This is a genomic window from Streptomyces sp. NPDC049915, from assembly GCF_040656475.1.
Classification (GTDB): domain Bacteria; phylum Actinomycetota; class Actinomycetes; order Streptomycetales; family Streptomycetaceae; genus Streptomyces.
Window position 1 is genome coordinate 1 of record NZ_JBFAMH010000023.1, and the last position, 14,581, is coordinate 14,581.

The 14,581-nt window shown below is 70.3% G+C and carries 14 protein-coding genes and 1 pseudogene; 6 read left to right on the forward strand and 9 right to left on the reverse strand.

Going from position 1 to position 14,581, the window contains the following annotated elements; all coding sequences use genetic code 11:
* Positions 1-374: 374 nt before the first annotated feature.
* Positions 375-1,025, reverse strand: a complete 651-nt coding sequence (locus AB0J12_RS29930) for a DNA-3-methyladenine glycosylase (RefSeq protein WP_363267659.1) — start codon at positions 1,023-1,025, stop codon at positions 375-377.
* 153 nt (positions 1,026-1,178) lie between these two features.
* Here AB0J12_RS29930 and AB0J12_RS29935 point away from each other — a divergent pair, with 153 nt between their 5' ends.
* The 3 genes from AB0J12_RS29935 (at position 1,179) to AB0J12_RS29945 (ending at position 3,192) form a co-directional block, all read left to right on the forward strand.
* Positions 1,179-1,961 carry a sporulation protein gene (locus tag AB0J12_RS29935; RefSeq protein ID WP_363267660.1) on the forward strand — a complete coding sequence of 261 codons (783 nt, stop codon included), beginning with the start codon at positions 1,179-1,181 and terminating at the stop codon, positions 1,959-1,961.
* A gap of 40 nt (positions 1,962-2,001) precedes the next feature.
* Positions 2,002-2,541 carry a YbhB/YbcL family Raf kinase inhibitor-like protein gene (locus AB0J12_RS29940; protein ID WP_363267662.1) on the forward strand — a complete coding sequence of 180 codons (540 nt, stop codon included), beginning with the start codon at positions 2,002-2,004 and terminating at the stop codon, positions 2,539-2,541.
* A gap of 144 nt (positions 2,542-2,685) precedes the next feature.
* On the forward strand, positions 2,686-3,192 hold the full coding sequence (locus tag AB0J12_RS29945; RefSeq protein WP_363267664.1) for an HNH endonuclease: 507 nt from the start codon (positions 2,686-2,688) through the stop codon (positions 3,190-3,192).
* Between the two features lie 114 nt (positions 3,193-3,306).
* On the opposite strand, the gene AB0J12_RS29950 is transcribed toward AB0J12_RS29945, so the two are convergent.
* The 3 genes from AB0J12_RS29950 to AB0J12_RS29960 form a co-directional block, all read right to left on the reverse strand.
* Positions 3,307-4,251, reverse strand: a complete 945-nt coding sequence (locus AB0J12_RS29950) for an SPFH domain-containing protein (protein ID WP_363267666.1) — start codon at positions 4,249-4,251, stop codon at positions 3,307-3,309.
* A gap of 166 nt (positions 4,252-4,417) precedes the next feature.
* A complete protein-coding gene (locus AB0J12_RS29955) occupies positions 4,418-4,849 on the reverse strand; it encodes an NfeD family protein (RefSeq protein ID WP_363267667.1) in 432 nt (143 codons plus the stop codon).
* Positions 4,850-4,909: 60 nt separating this feature from the next.
* Positions 4,910-5,707, reverse strand: a complete 798-nt coding sequence (locus AB0J12_RS29960; protein ID WP_363267668.1) for an ABC transporter ATP-binding protein — start codon at positions 5,705-5,707, stop codon at positions 4,910-4,912.
* 151 nt (positions 5,708-5,858) lie between these two features.
* On the opposite strand from AB0J12_RS29960, the gene AB0J12_RS29965 reads away from it, so the two are divergent.
* Complete coding sequence (locus AB0J12_RS29965; RefSeq protein WP_363267669.1) at positions 5,859-6,638, forward strand: hypothetical protein; 780 nt, start codon at positions 5,859-5,861, stop codon at positions 6,636-6,638.
* Between the two features lie 298 nt (positions 6,639-6,936).
* Here the strand turns inward: AB0J12_RS29965 and AB0J12_RS29970 are convergent, their stop codons facing one another.
* The 4 genes from AB0J12_RS29970 to AB0J12_RS29985 all read right to left on the reverse strand — a co-directional run bounded on the left by AB0J12_RS29970 (position 6,937) and on the right by AB0J12_RS29985 (position 9,467).
* The gene (locus AB0J12_RS29970; RefSeq protein ID WP_363267670.1) at positions 6,937-7,173 is read right to left on the reverse strand and encodes a chaplin; all 237 of its coding nucleotides are present in this window, start codon (positions 7,171-7,173) and stop codon (positions 6,937-6,939) included.
* 146 nt (positions 7,174-7,319) lie between these two features.
* A complete protein-coding gene (locus AB0J12_RS29975; RefSeq protein ID WP_363267671.1) occupies positions 7,320-7,961 on the reverse strand; it encodes a response regulator transcription factor in 642 nt (213 codons plus the stop codon).
* Positions 7,954-9,132 (reverse strand): GAF domain-containing sensor histidine kinase, encoded by a 1,179-nt coding sequence (locus AB0J12_RS29980; RefSeq protein WP_363267672.1) that lies wholly within the window; start codon positions 9,130-9,132, stop codon positions 7,954-7,956. The genes AB0J12_RS29975 and AB0J12_RS29980 overlap by 8 nt, the downstream gene beginning before the upstream one ends.
* Before the next feature lie 71 nt (positions 9,133-9,203).
* A complete protein-coding gene (locus AB0J12_RS29985) occupies positions 9,204-9,467 on the reverse strand; it encodes a hypothetical protein (RefSeq protein WP_363267673.1) in 264 nt (87 codons plus the stop codon).
* A gap of 764 nt (positions 9,468-10,231) precedes the next feature.
* On the opposite strand from AB0J12_RS29985, the gene AB0J12_RS29990 reads away from it, so the two are divergent.
* Positions 10,232-11,029, forward strand: a complete 798-nt coding sequence (locus tag AB0J12_RS29990) for a transglycosylase SLT domain-containing protein (protein WP_363267674.1) — start codon at positions 10,232-10,234, stop codon at positions 11,027-11,029.
* A gap of 122 nt (positions 11,030-11,151) precedes the next feature.
* On the opposite strand, the gene AB0J12_RS29995 is transcribed toward AB0J12_RS29990, so the two are convergent.
* Positions 11,152-13,695, reverse strand: coding sequence for an FHA domain-containing protein (locus AB0J12_RS29995; protein WP_363267675.1), 2,544 nt, complete (start codon positions 13,693-13,695; stop codon positions 11,152-11,154).
* Between the two features lie 239 nt (positions 13,696-13,934).
* Between AB0J12_RS29995 and AB0J12_RS30000 the strand changes: the two are divergent.
* Positions 13,935-14,489, forward strand: a pseudogene (locus AB0J12_RS30000) (streptophobe family protein); the annotation flags it as partial.
* Positions 14,490-14,581 lie beyond the last annotated feature (92 nt).

Here is a 14,581-nt window from a genome sequence, read left to right on the forward strand (position 1 = left end):
CTGGCGTTGACTTTTGGCACGCTGTTGAGTTCTCAAGGAACGGTCGCTTCCTTTGTACTCACCCTCTCGGGCTTTCCTCCGGGCTTCCCTTCGGTCTTGCGTTTCCGACTCTATCAGATCTTTCCGATCCGATTTCCTCGGTGTCTTGGGGTTTTCGGCTTTCGCCGTCCGCCCTTTCGACATTCACTACGTTAGCTCATTCTCTCGGCGACTCATAATCGAGCCTCGCGAGTTCGAATTCGGGTACGCGGACGCACCAGAAGCGACCCCGCCGAGGGGCTGTAGCTAGGTAGTGGGTTGGCCGCTCCGGCTGCAGGCGATCGCCGTACCCGGTTCAGCGGCTCGGGCCACATTACGCACCTTCCGGCGCCGCGTCAACCGCGGCGCCGCTTCGGGACATGGGCCCGGTACGGGCTCACCGTCGGGTCGTTGGCGACCCAGAAGCGCCACGGGTGGACGTCGCCGTCGCCGCCCTCGCCGGCGACGCCCGTGCGGGGGCCGTTGCGTACCTGGTCGGAGGGGATGGGCGTGCCCGTCAGCATGCGCAGCGGGGTCTCCCCCTCGGCGCACGCGTCCGTACCGTCCAGGGCCCGGCCCACGTCCAGGGCGGTGGCCAGGCGGGCGGGGCCCTTGGCCAACTCCTTGTCGTTCTTGGCCGAGAGGCGACGGACACGGGCCAGTTCGGCGCCCTCGACGATCTCGCCGGCGCGGAGCAGGACGGCGCTGGCTCGTCCGACCGGTCCGCAGACCAGGTTCATGCAGTGCCACATGCCGTAGGTGAAGTAGACGTACACATGTCCGGGCTCACCGAACATCACGCTGTTGCGGGCGGTCTGGCCGCGGTAGGCGTGGGAGCCGGGGTCGTTCGGGCCGTCGTAGGCCTCGACCTCTGTCAGGCGCAGGGCGATCGGGCCGTCCGGGGTGGAGCGGACCAGGATGCGGCCGAGGAGGTCGGGGGCGACATCGAGGACGGGCCGGTCGAAGAAGGCGCGGGGCAGGGGCGTACGGTCGGGGCTCGCGATCATGACCTCCGAGCGTACTGGAGTCGGTCCGTTCCATGGGGTGGTCAGGGGGCGTGCGGCCAGGGTGAGGGCGCGGAACCGGGCGGGGCCGGATCGCGTTTGTACGGATCAAGGACGCAGTCGCAGTCGTTTCAGTCGTAGTCGTTGAGGAGAACCATGGCGTTCAAGAAGCTGCTCGCGAGCCTGGGGGCCGGCGGGGCCTCGGTCGAGACCGTGCTGACCGAGGTGAACGTGGTGCCGGGTGGCGTGGTCCAGGGTGAGGTGCGGATCCAGGGCGGGTCCGTCAGCCAGGACATCGAGGGTCTGGCGGTGGGGCTCCAGGCCAAGGTCGAGGTGGAGAGCGGCGACCAGGAGTACAAGCAGGACATCGAGTTCACCAAGGTGCGGCTCGGCGGTGCCTTCGAGCTGCAGGCGGGGGCCGTGCACGCGGTGCCGTTCGGGCTGGAGATCCCCTGGGAGACGCCGGTCACCATGATCGACGGGCAGTCCCTGCGCGGGATGCACATCGGTGTGACGACCGAGCTGGCGATCGCGCGGGCCGTGGACTCCGGCGATCTGGACCCGATCAACGTGCATCCGCTGCCGGCGCAGAAGGCGATCCTGGACGCGTTCATCCAGCTGGGCTTCCGATTCAAGAACGCGGACATGGAGCGCGGCCACATCCGGGGTACGCGGCAGAAGCTGCCGTTCTACCAGGAGATCGAGTTCTTCCCGCCGTCGCAGTACAGGGGTCTGAACCAGGTCGAGCTGAGCTTCGTCGCCGACGAGCACGCCATGGACGTCGTCCTGGAGATGGACAAGAAGCCGGGTCTGTTCAGTGAGGGAAGTGACACCTACCGGTCCTTCCAGGTGGGTCTGAACGACTGGCAGGGGACCGACTGGGCGGCGTACCTCAACCAGTGGCTGTCCGAGGTCGGCAGCAAGCGGAACTGGTTCTAGGCTCGGACCTACTGAACGCAAGCGATCAGGAGGTACCGAGGTGACCGAGCTCAAGAGGCGGCCGCTCCCCCACGACTTCCATCCGCCCGTGCCGTCCTTCACGGTCACGAGTGAGGACGTCCAGGAGGGTGCCACCCTCAAGGACGCTCAGGTCTACGCGAAGGGCAACACCTCGCCGCAGCTGCGGTGGGAGGGCTTCCCGCCGGAGACCAAGAGCTTCGCCGTGACCTGCTACGACCCGGACGCCCCGACGGGCAGCGGGTTCTGGCACTGGTCCGTCTTCGACATCCCGGCCTCGGTCACCGAGCTGCCGGCGGGTGCGGGCAGCGGCAAGTTCGAGGGGCTGCCCGAGGGTGCGGTCCAGGTGCGCAACGACTACGGCTCGAAGGACTTCGGCGGTGCCGCGCCGCCGCCCGGGGACGGGCCGCACCGGTATGTGTTCACGGTGTACGCCGTGGACCAGGAGAAGCTCGGTCCGGATTCCGACGCCTCTCCCGCCGTCGTCGGGTTCAATCTGCGGTTCCACACGATCGGCCGGGCGCAGCTGATCGGTGAGTACGAGGAGCCCGCACAAGCCTGACGTTCACGGAAGGTTTGCCCGCCTCTGGTCTTGGAAGTGATCGGAGGCGGGCATTTTTTATTGCGTTGTCCATCTCGGCGCGCCCGTCCAGAGTTGATCCAAGCCCGCCGGGGGGTGGGCCGGTGCACACGGGAGGTGGGCTTGATGCGGGACACGCTCGTTCTGAACGCCAGCTTCGAACCGTTGTCGACGGTGACGCTGAACCGAGCCGTCGTTCTGGTGCTGCAGGACAAGGCGGTCGTCGAGCAGGCCCACCCCGAGCTGCGTATGCGGGGCGCCGATGTCGACATACCCGCGCCCCGGGTGATCCGGTTGTGCCGGTACGTACGGGTGCCGTTCCGAAGACAAGCGCCGTGGTCGAGGCGGGGTGTGCTGGTCCGGGACCGGCACCGGTGCGCGTACTGCGGGCGCAGGGCCACGACGGTGGACCACGTGGTGCCTCGGTCGCGGGGTGGGCAGGACACGTGGCTGAACACGGTGGCCGCGTGCGCGGAGGACAATCACCGCAAAGCGGACCGGACGCCGGAGGAGGCGGGGATGCGGTTGCTGCGGGAGCCGTTCGAGCCGACGCCGGCCGATGCGATGTTGCTGACGCTGGGGGCGGATGATCTTGCGTCCCTTCCCGGATGGCTGGCCCGGGATGCGGCCTGACTCTTCGCCGTAGGGCCTGTTGTCCGTCGTCGGCTGCGGGGTCGCGTGGCTTGTCGCGCAGCTCCCCGCGCCCCTTTCGGGGCGCGGTTCGCGGCCTTGGACCCAGTTGAACCCTCAGTCGATCGACGGCTTTTCTCGGCGGTCCGCGCCGTTGCCTGTCGAGCCGCCGCCCGAACCGCCGCCCATCGCACCGAAGTTGCCCATCGCGCCGGAGAGGCCCTTGAGGGCGTCGCCGATTTCGCTGGGGACGATCCAGAGCTTGTTGGCGTCGCCCTCGGCGATCTTCGGGAGCATCTGGAGGTACTGGTAGGAGAGCAGCTTCTGGTCGGGGTCGCCGGCGTGGATGGCTTCGAAGACCGTGCGGACGGCCTGGGCCTCGCCCTCGGCGCGCAGGGCCGCGGCCTTGGCCTCACCCTCGGCGCGCAGGATCTGGGACTGCTTCTCGCCCTCGGCGCGCAGGATCTCGGACTGCCGGACACCTTCGGCCTGGAGGATCGCGGCGCGCTTGTCACGGTCGGCGCGCATCTGCTTCTCCATCGAGTCCTGGATGGAGGTGGGCGGTTCGATGGCCTTGAGCTCGACGCGGTTGACGCGGATGCCCCACTTGCCGGTGGCCTCGTCGAGGACGCCGCGCAGGGCCGCGTTGATCTCCTCGCGGGAGGTGAGGGTGCGCTCCAGGTCCATGCCGCCGATGATGTTGCGCAGCGTGGTGACGGTGAGCTGCTCGATGGCCTGGATGTAGCTGGCGACTTCGTAGGTCGCGGCCCGGGCGTCGGTGACCTGGTAGTAGATGACCGTGTCGATGTTGACGACCAGGTTGTCCTGGGTGATCACCGGCTGCGGCGGGAAGGGGACGACCTGTTCGCGCAGGTCGATGCGGTTGCGGATGGTGTCGATGAACGGGACGACGATGTTGAGGCCCGCGTTCAGCGTCCTCGTGTAGCGGCCGAAGCGCTCCACGATGGCGGCGCTCGCCTGCGGAATGACTTGGATGGTCTTGATCAGGGCGATGAAGACCAACACCACCAGAATGATCAGGACGATGATGACCGGTTCCATCGTGGCTGCCCGTACCCTTCTCCGCCTCGGCGCTTTTGGAAGATCTTATGGCTGTTGAAGATCTTGCTGGTCGAGTCTGACAGACCGTCGGAGGGCTCGTGGGGTGTTCGGCCGAGTCCGTGCCCGGTCGTCGCTTGTCGCCTCGCAGGAGGTCAATCGCAGGAGGTCACATGACGATCGCGGTGGCCCCCTCGATGTCCACGACGTCCACTTCCTGCCCCACTTCGTAGGCGCGGCCGGTGTCCAGGGCGCGGGCCGACCAGATCTCTCCGGCGAGCTTGATACGGCCGCCGGAGCCGTCGACGCGCTCGAGGACGACGGCCTGACGGCCCTTCAGGGCGTCGATACCGGTGGCGAGTTGGGGGCGCTGGCGGCTGTGCCGGGCCGCGATGGGCCGTACGACGGCGATGAGGGCGATCGAGACGGCGAGGAAGACGAGCACTTGGACGACGACGCCGAGGCCGAAGCCCGCGACGACCGCCGCGGCGACGGCGCCCACGGCGAGCATCCCGAACTCCGGCATCGCGGTGACCACGAGCGGGATTCCGAGCGCTGCCGCACCGACGAGCCACCACACCCATGCGTCGATGTCGTTCACACGGCAATCGTAGGGGCGCCGGCCGGGTTGCCGACAGGGCGCCGGGCGGGGCGCACGGGGTCAGGACAGGGGCAGGCCCTGGGCGGTCCAGCGTTCGCCGACCTGCTCGACGACGAGCGGGAGGCCGAAGCACAGGGAGAGGTTGCGGGAGGAGAGTTCGAGCTCCAGCGGGCCGGCGGTGAGGACCTTGCCCTGGCGGATCATGAGGACGTGGGTGAAGCCCGGCGGGATCTCCTCGACGTGGTGCGTGACCATGATCATCGAGGGGGCGATGGGGTCGCGGGCCAGGCGGCCGAGGCGGCGGACCAGGTCCTCGCGGCCGCCGAGGTCCAGGCCGGCGGCCGGCTCGTCGAGGAGCAGCAGCTCCGGGTCGGTCATCAGGGCGCGGGCGATGAGGGTGCGCTTGCGCTCGCCCTCGGAGAGGGTGCCGAAGCGGCGGTCGAGGTAGTCGCTCATGCCGAGTCGGTCGAGGAAGGCGCGGGCGCGCTGCTCGTCGATCTCGTCGTAGTCCTCGTTCCACGTGGCGGTCATGCCGTAGGCGGCGGTGAGGACGGTCTGCAGGACGGTCTGGCGCTTGGGGAGCTTCTCGGCCATGGCGATGCCGGCCACGCCGATGCGGGGGCGCAGTTCGAAGACGTCGGTGCCGGGCTTGCCGAGGGTCTCGCCGAGGATGGTGGCGGTGCCCTTGCTGGGGTAGAGGTAGCTGGAGGCGACGTTGAGGAGGGTGGTCTTGCCGGCGCCGTTCGGGCCGAGGATGACCCAGCGCTCGCCCTCCTTGACCGACCAGGAGACCTGGTCCACCAGAGCCCGGTCCTCACGGACCACGGATACGTCCTGAAGCTCCAGAACATCGCTCATGAGCGCGTTGTCTCCCCTTGCAGTGTGGCCGGTCGCGGCAGTCGCGTACGCCTGTGGCTCTGTTCGCCGCGCCGGTGGGCGCGGCCCTGAACGAATCTACGCCACCGACCGGGCGGGCCGTTCCATCGGTCCGGTCCTTAGGGTGGGGGGCATGCTCGTGGAACCGCGCGCCGGCCGCCTTGCCGCCTGGGGAAATGCCCTTCTTGCCGGACTTGCCTCTCCGGATGACGCCGTGCTCGCCATCGTGGGCGAGGACGCGGTGCACCGGGTGGAGGGACTGCCGGGTGAGTCGGTTCCGGTCGGTCTCACACTGGCGCTGGGGCGGCTGCGGTCGCTGGGGGTGAGCGGGCTGCGGGTCGCGCTGCCGGCACCGGGGCATCCGTTGGGGCTGAGTGGTCCGCCGGAGTTCAACAAGCGGGCGCTGGAGGCCGAGGAGGCGGTGGTCTGCCACGGGGGCGCGCTGGGGCTGGTGCCGGAGGTGTACGAGGCCGGGCCCGAGGGCGATGTGCAGGTGGAGGTCGTCTGGCACTGCCTGCCGGTGCGGGAGGCTCCGCCGGCCGATGTGCCGTCGCTGGGTGAGGCCGAGCGGGAGCTGGCGGAGGCGTTGCGGGAGGCGACGGCCGCGCTGACGCGGCTGGACGTCGCCGGGTCGGGGCCGGTCGCGCAGGCGGCGCTCGACGCGTACCGGGCGCGGGCCGAGCGGGGGCGGGAGGTGCTGGCGCCGGGGTATCCGCCGCGGGCGGTGCGGGTGCTGGAGCTGGCGCAGCGGGTGGGGCTGCTGGTGTCGCTCGCGTCGGAGAAGGGGCCCGGCGGTGCGGTGAGCGCCGGGGAGATGTTCGCGCGGGCGGAGGCGTTGCGGCCGGTGGAGCGGGTGGCCCGGCGGGCGCAGGTGGCTGCGTACAACGCGTATGTGGAGGAACGGGAGCGGTGAGCCTGCGGCGGGAGTGAGGGTGCGGTGAGCGTTCGTTGTTCTTGTGCCCTGGGTCGGGGCGGGGTTGGCTCAGCGGGGTTCGCCGCGAGGTGACCGGCGTCGGTGCTGAGGGGTCGGGTGCGTGGCCCGGTGCTGAGGAGTGCCGCCCGCGCCCACCGGTGCCGCCCTGCGGCACGACTGCCCGCGGCTTGTGCGGCCGCGCGGCTGGTGCGGCGGGGGTGGCCGCAGCCGGCGCCGGCCTCCCGGGTGACGCCGGGAGGCCGGGGGCACCGAGGGAGGTGCGGGGAATGTCAGTGGTTCAGGCCGAGTTGCCGAAGGCCCGGTTCAGCGCGCCGATGACGTTGACGCTGTTGCCGACGACGTTGACCGGCACGTGGACCGGGGCCTGGATGACGTTGCCCGAGACGGCACCCGGCGAGCCCACGGCCGTGCCGTCGGCGTGCGCGCCCTCGGTGGCGGAGGCCAGGCCCGCACCGGCGGCGATCAGCCCGCCGGCCACCATCGTCACGGCCGCCGCCTTCTTCAGGTTCTTCACTTTCAAAGCCCTCCTTGCGATGGCCGCGGCAGTCGCCGCGGCACGCACTGGAGAACGGCGGGGCCCCGCCGTGGGATACGCCATTCGGGGGGCATTCCCACGACGGTATGAATCTCAGTCCGGAAGGGAACCTTCCGAGTTGCCGATCATCCGGACACACCATGACGAACGGCCCACAGCGCGGCCTGTGTGCGATCCGCCAGGTCGAGTTTCATCAGGATGTTCGAGACGTGGGTCTTCACCGTCTTCTCGGACAGGACCAGCGCACGGGCGATCTCCCGGTTGGAGCGGCCGTCCGCGATCAGGCCCAGCACCTCGCGCTCCCGCTCGGTGAGCGCATTGCCCCGGCCCTGGCCGGAGTTCGCCTCCTCCTGGGAGAGGAGCGCGGTGGCGACCTCGGGCTGGAGCAGCACATGCCCGGCGTGCACGGAGCGGATGGCGCCGGCGAGCGCGTCGGGGTCCACGTCCTTGTACACGTACCCGGCGGCGCCGGCGCGCAGGGCCGGGACCACCGTGCGCTGCTCGGTGAAGCTGGTGACGATCAGCACGCGCGCGGGGTTGCCGAGTTCGCGGAGCTTGCGCAGGGCCTCCACGCCGTCCATGCCGGGCATCTTGACGTCCATGAGGACGACGTCCGGCCGCAACTCCTCGGCCCGGGCTACGCCTTCGGCGCCGTCCGCGGCCTCCCCGACGACCTCTATGTCGTCCTGCACCTCCAGGAAGGTGCGCAGGCCCCGGCGGACGACCTGGTGGTCGTCGACCAGCAGCACCCTGATTGCCTCAGCCACCGGGGACCTCCATCTCGATCGTGGTGCCCTTGCCGGGCGCCGATTCCACGGTCAGCCTGCCGCCGACCCCGTCCGCCCGGTCGCGCATGGAGACCAGGCCGAGGTGGCGTCCCGCGCGCCGTATCGCCTTCGGGTCGAAGCCGGTGCCGTCGTCGGTGACGCGCAGGACGGCACCGGGACCGCGGCGGTCCAGGGTGACGTCGACGTGCTCGGCCGCGGAGTGCCGCAGGGCGTTGTGCAGGGCCTCCTGGGCGACGCGCAGCAGGGCCTCCTCCTGGGCGGAGGGCAGGGCGCGGATGCCGCGGGCGGCGAACGTGACCCGGGCGGAGTGGGCGCGGTCGAGGACCTGGATCTGGGTGCGCAGGGTGGCGACCAGGCCGTCCTCGTCGAGCGCGGCGGGGCGCAGCTCGACGACGGCGGCGCGCAGTTCGTCGGCGGCCTCGGCGGCCAGGGCCGCCACCTGCTGCAGCTCGCACTTGGCACGGGCCGGGTCGCGGTCGACGAGGCGGGCGGCGGCCTGGGCGGTCAGGCGCAGGGAGAACAGCTTCTGGCTGACCGCGTCGTGCAGTTCGTGGGCGAGGCGGGAGCGTTCCTCGGCGATGGTCAGCTCGCGGCTGCGCTCGTACAGGCGGGCGTTGGTCAGCGCGATCGCCGCGTGCTGGGCGAGGATGGCGAGCAGTTCCTCGTCCTCCTGGGTGAAGCCGCATCGTCCCTCTGCCCTCGGGGCCGGGGGCTGCGGGGGGTGTCCCCCCACGGGGCGCACCTTGTTGGCCAGGAACAGTGCGCCGATGACCTCGTCCCCGTCGCGGATGGGCAGGCCGAGGAAGTCGGCGAGTTCCGGGTGGGCGGAGGGCCAGCCCCCGAAGCGGGGGTCCTTGCGCACGTCGGCGAGGCGCTCGGGCCTGGCCTCCTGGAGCATCGCCGCGAGGATGCCGTGCTGGCGCGGCAGCGGGCCGATGGCCTTCCACTGCTCCTCGCTGACGCCGTCGACGACGAACTGGGCGAAGCCGCCGTGGTCGTCGGGGACGCCGAGGGCGGCGTACTGGGCGTCGAGCAGCTCGCGGGCCGAGGCGACGATCGTCTTCAGGACGTCGCGTACCTCGAGATGCCTGCTCATGGCGAGCAGCGCGGCGCTCACCGCGGCGAGGCCGGACCGGGGACCGTGACTCATGACCTCACGGTACCGGCGGGGTACGACAGCGCGGATCCGCCCCGTGACGGCCATCGCCCAGGACCCGGGACCTAGGCCTCGGGGTGATGTGGCGGGCGCCGGCGGCACGCGGCTGGGGTCTGGCGCCGGACGCGCCGGGCGCCGGGGCGCTGCAGGAGACGGCTGCGGCGCTCGGGGCGTACGGCACGCGGGTGGAGGCGGTGCCCGGGGATGTGACCCATGCCCGGCACCGGTCGGAGCCGGTGGCGGCGGCCTGGAAGCCGCGCGGCGTCGATCTGCTGGTCGACGACGCCGGCGTACTGGGCGTGGAGCCGCTGGTGCCGCTGGAGAGCCATCCGCTGGACGGCTTCGGGCGGCGCTGGAGACGAACGTGGTCGCTCCGCCCGCGCTGGTACAGAAGGCGCTGCCGCAGCTGCGCCAGGCGAAGGCCGGTGCCGTGCTCTCATGGCAGACGGGTGTCGCACCACACGTTCGTAGAGCTCCCGCGGCTGCTGCGGGCCGGGTACCTGCCCCTGCCGTCCGGCCTACTACCCGCGCGCGTGGGCGGGCCCGCGGGTGCCGAGGTGGGGAGTCAACGCCGTCGGGGCGGGTGATCGCCGTGGGGACGACCGCGGTGCGGGCCGTGGAGTCCGCGGGGGCGCCGACGGGGTCGTACGCGCGCGTGGGGGTGGACGGATCAGGTAGTGACGCCCGCGCGGGATGCGCTCAGTGGACGGACTGCTGACCGGGCCGCACGAGCCGCAGGACTCGCACCCTCTGATCGCCCTCACTGAGCGCATTGCTCACGCAACTGCCGGTGAGACCGGACGACCGCGCATGTGAGCCCGCACATAGGGCCCACGTCACGTACGAAGGGGATTAGGAGGACAAGCCCCCCACATGAACGGGGCAGACCGTCCAATCTGTCCCGTTTTGCCATTACCTGATCCACTACCTGGCTTCGTACGTCACACCTTTGCCACGCGATTTTGCGGCCGCTAAGAATTGCTTCGTCGCTCAGCGCCGCGGGCTCACCGTCCGCGGCGTTCCTGCGGGAAGTGCCCGTAGTCCCCCGCCGGACGTGAGCGAACTCCGCGCTATTCGAAGAGGTCCGTTACGCATGCCCAAGAACTTTTCCAGCCGTCTTTATAGTCGCTCGCTGACCAAGCACCACAAGATCGCCGCCGCCGGTGTCGGTGTCCTCGGCGCCGCCGCGATCGCCATGTCCGCGGTGCCCAGCAGCGCCGAAGGCAAGACCACGGTCACCACCGAGGCCGCCGCGCCCGCGAAGGTCGCCTACAGCACCGAGCAGATCAAGGACGTCAAGGCGAGCATCACCGACCAGCTCGCCAGCGCCGATCTCAAGGCCCAGCAGATCGCGGCCCAGAAGAAGGCCGAGGCCGCGAAGAAGGCCGCCGTGGCCAAGGCCGTCGCCGCGAAGAAGGCGGAGGCCGCCCAGAAGGCGGAGGCCGCGAAGAAGGCGGAGGCCGCGAAGAAGGCCGCCGTGGCCAAGGCCGTCGCCGCCCGCAAGGCCAAGGAGGCCGCGAGCCGCGCCGCCAAGCGCCCCGCCCTCAAGCCGCACGTGGTCAAGAGCTACCCGAACAACCTCGACGGCTGGATCCGTGAGTCGCTCGACATCCTGAAGAAGCACCACATCCCGGCCAGCTACTCCGGCATCCACCGCAACGTCATTCGGGAGTCCTCCGGCAACCCGATGGCCATCAACAACTGGGACATCAACGCCATCAACGGCATCCCGTCCAAGGGCCTGCTCCAGGTGATCCCGCCGACCTTCAAGGCGTACCACGTTCCCGGCACGTCCTGGAACATCTACGACCCGGTCGCCAACATCACCGCCGCCTGCAACTACGCGGCCGACCGCTACGGCTCGATGGACAACGTCAACAGCGCGTACTGAGGTCGGCGCGGACCTCTTCTCGCACCCGCGACGTATCCGCGAAGACACGGTTTTCGCGAGCACAGACGCCGAAGGGCGGCACCCAACTGACGGGGTGCCGCCCTTCGGGGTCGTACGGCGTCCTACTTGCGCATGACTTCCGGCTCGTGGCGGCGCAGGAAGCGCGCCACGAAGAAGCCGCAGACCACGCCGAGCGCGATCAGCGCGACCATGTCCAGGCCCCAGGCGCCGACCGTGTGGTCCCACAGCGGGTCGGTCTCGCCGGCCTTCTCCGGCGGGCTGATCCGGTTGAAGTCCAGCGTGGCGCCGGCGGCGGCCACCGCCCAGCGCGACGGCATCAGGTACGAGAACTCGTTGACGCCGAGCGAGCCGTGCAGGCTGAACAGACAGCCGGTGAAGACCACCTGGATGATCGCGAACATCACCAGCAGCGGCATCGTCTTCTCGGCGGTCTTCACCAGCGAGGAGATGATCAGGCCGAACATCATCGCGGTGAAGCCCAGCGCCATGATCGGCAGGGACAGCTCGACCAGCGTGGCGCCGCCGAGGACCAGGCCCTTGGAGGGGATCTCCCGGCTGGCGAAGCCGATCACACCGACCAGCAGGCCCTGGCCCACGGTGATCAGGCCGAGCACGAAGACCTTCGACATCAGATACGCCGACCGGGACAGACCGGTCGCGCGCTCCCGCTCGTAGATCACCCGTTCCTTGATCAGCTCACGGACGGAGTTGGCGGCGCCGGCGAAGCACGCGCCGACCGCGAGGATCAGCAGGACCGTGGTCGCGGTGCCGTTGGGGATGATCCGGCCGGTCTGCGGGTTGACCGGGTTGGGCAGCAGGCCGCGGTCGTGGTCGATGAGCAGGCTCACCGCGCCGAGAACGGCCGGAAGGATCACCATCAGGGCGAGGAAGCCCTTGTCGGAGACGATCACGGAGACGTAGCGGCGCACCAGTGTGACCCACTGCGACAGCCAGCCCTGCGGCTTCGGCGGCTTCATCGCCTGCATCGGCGCGACCTGTACGGCCTGCGGGGCGACGGCGTCGATGTCCGCGGCGTACATCTGGTAGTGCTGCGAGCCCTTCCAGCGGCCCGCCCAGTCGTAGTCGCGGTAGTTCTCGAAGGCGGAGAAGACATCGGCCCAGGTGTCGTAGCCGAAGAAGTTCAGCGCCTCCTCCGGCGGGCCGAAGTAGGCGACCGCGCCGCCCGGCGCCATCACCAGCAGCTTGTCGCACAGTGCCAGCTCGGCCACCGAGTGGGTGACGACGAGCACGGTGCGGCCGTCGTCGGCGAGGCCGCGCAGCAGCTGCATCACATCGCGGTCCATGCCCGGGTCGAGGCCCGAGGTCGGCTCGTCGAGGAAGATCAGCGACGGCTTGGTCAGCAGCTCCAGGGCGACCGAGACGCGCTTGCGCTGGCCACCGGAGAGGGACGTGACCTTCTTGTCCTTGTGGATGTCGAGCTTGAGCTCACGCAGCACCTCGTCGATGCGGGCGTTGCGCTCGGCGGTCGTGGTGTCGGCCGGGAAGCGCAGCTTGGCCGCGTACTTCAGGGCCTTCTTGACGGTCAGCTCCTTGTGCAGGATGTCGTCCTGCGGGACCAGACCGATGCGCTGACGCAGCTCGGCGAACTGCTTGTAGAGGTTGCGGTTGTCGTACAGGACCTCGCCCTGGTCGGCGGGCCGGTAGCCGGTCAGCGCCTTGAGCAGCGTGGACTTGCCCGAGCCGGACGGGCCGATGACCGCGATCAGCGACTTCTCGGGGACGCCGAAGGAGACGTCCTTGAGGATCTGCTTGCCGCCGTCGACCGTGACGGTCAGGTGACGGGCCGAGAAGGACACCTCACCGGTGTCCACGAACTCCTCGAGCCGGTCGCCGACGATCCGGAACGTCGAGTGGCCGACGCCGACGATGTCGGTGGGGCCGAGCAGCTGCGAGCCGCCCTTCGGGATCGGCTGGCCGTTGACGTACGTGCCGTTGTGCGAGCCGAGGTCGCGGATCTCCATGCGCCCGTCGGGCGTCGAGTGGAACTCGGCGTGGTGCCGGGAGACCTGCAGGTCGGAGACCACCAGCTCGTTCTCCAGCGCACGGCCGATGCGCATCACGCGGCCGAGGGAGAACTGGTGGAAGGTGGTCGGGCTGCGGTCGCCGTAGACCGGCGGCGCCCCCGCGCCACCGCCGGGCGTGTGCTGCGCCGGGCCCTGCTGCTGCGGAATGCCCGGGGCGGGCTGCTGCCAGTTGCCCTGCGGCGCCTGCGGCTGCGCGGCCTGCGGCTGGGGCGTCTGCTGCCAGTCGGCCTGCGGCGTCTGCGGCTGACCCCAGGCCGGGTTGGCGGCCTGCGCGGCGTACGGCTGCTGGGGCTGGGCCACCGCGGCGCCCGTGCCGGTCAGATTCAGCAGCGGGCCGTCGGTGGCGTTGCCCAGGTTCACCGACGTGCCGGGAGCGAGTTCCAGATGGTGTATCCGCTGGCCCTGCACGAACGTGCCGTTGGTGCTGCCGTGGTCCTCGATCACCCAACTGCGGCCGTCGAAGCTGACCGTGGCGTGGCGCCAGGAGACCCTGGCGTCGTCGAAGACGATGTCGCCCTGCGGATCACGTCCGAGGGTGTATGCCCTGGACGGATCGAGCGTCCAGGTACGTCCGTTTGATTCCAGTACGAGTTCCGGCACTCCATGCCCCACTGAGTTGTCCCCCGAATTACCCCCGTCGCGGGGAGTCTAGGGATGTCGAACATCGGGGGGAACTATTTCAGTAGCGGCCCCCTGACCGAAAGTCGGGCCTTGTGAAGACCTCTCACGGGCGTCTCGGCCGTTGCCGTTGGCGGGGTGAAAACCGGGCCGGAGAGTGGTAATCCCCCACGAGGGAGACAAGCGCGGCGCAAGCCGCAGCGCGGATCGGGGGGTCTGCCATGGATTCGGCTGCGAAGGGCGACGGCGCGCGGCTCGGCGGCGAAGTGCCGCGGGGGAACGTCCTGTTGTCCGCGATCGCCGCGGTGAGCTGGGGATTCGCTGGGATGGCGGGCACGGCCGCGCTCGGCCTGCATCTCCTCGGGGCCGATACGGCGGGCTCGTGGGGCCCGATGACCGCGGCGGTGGTGGCGCTCGGGGCGGGTGGGGCGGTCATCCCGTCCGGGGATGTGTCCGCGTTCGGACTCCAGGGCGCCGAGGCGCACATCGCCATCGAGATCACGCCACTGGGCGTGAGCCTGGTCGGTGCGCTGCTGCTGTCGTGGTTCTTCCTACGGTCTCTGCGGACGGCCACAGTTGTCGTCGCACCGGCCGAACTCCTCGCGCGCGGGGGCACGGTGCTCGCCCTGTTCACCGGCCTGATGGGCCTGCCGGCCTGGGCCGGACACGATGTGGGGAGGATCGACGGCGGCGCGCTGGGCCTGGACCGGCTGCCGGGCGGTGGCGGCGGCGGGCCGGAGATCCCCGGGCTCGGTGACGTCGGGGACATCGGCGGGTCTGAACCCCCATGGCCGCCCTGGCGCCGACCAGGTCGCCGATCCGGTCCGGGAGCCGCCCCCGCCCGCTCCCCCGCCGCGCAGACCCGAGG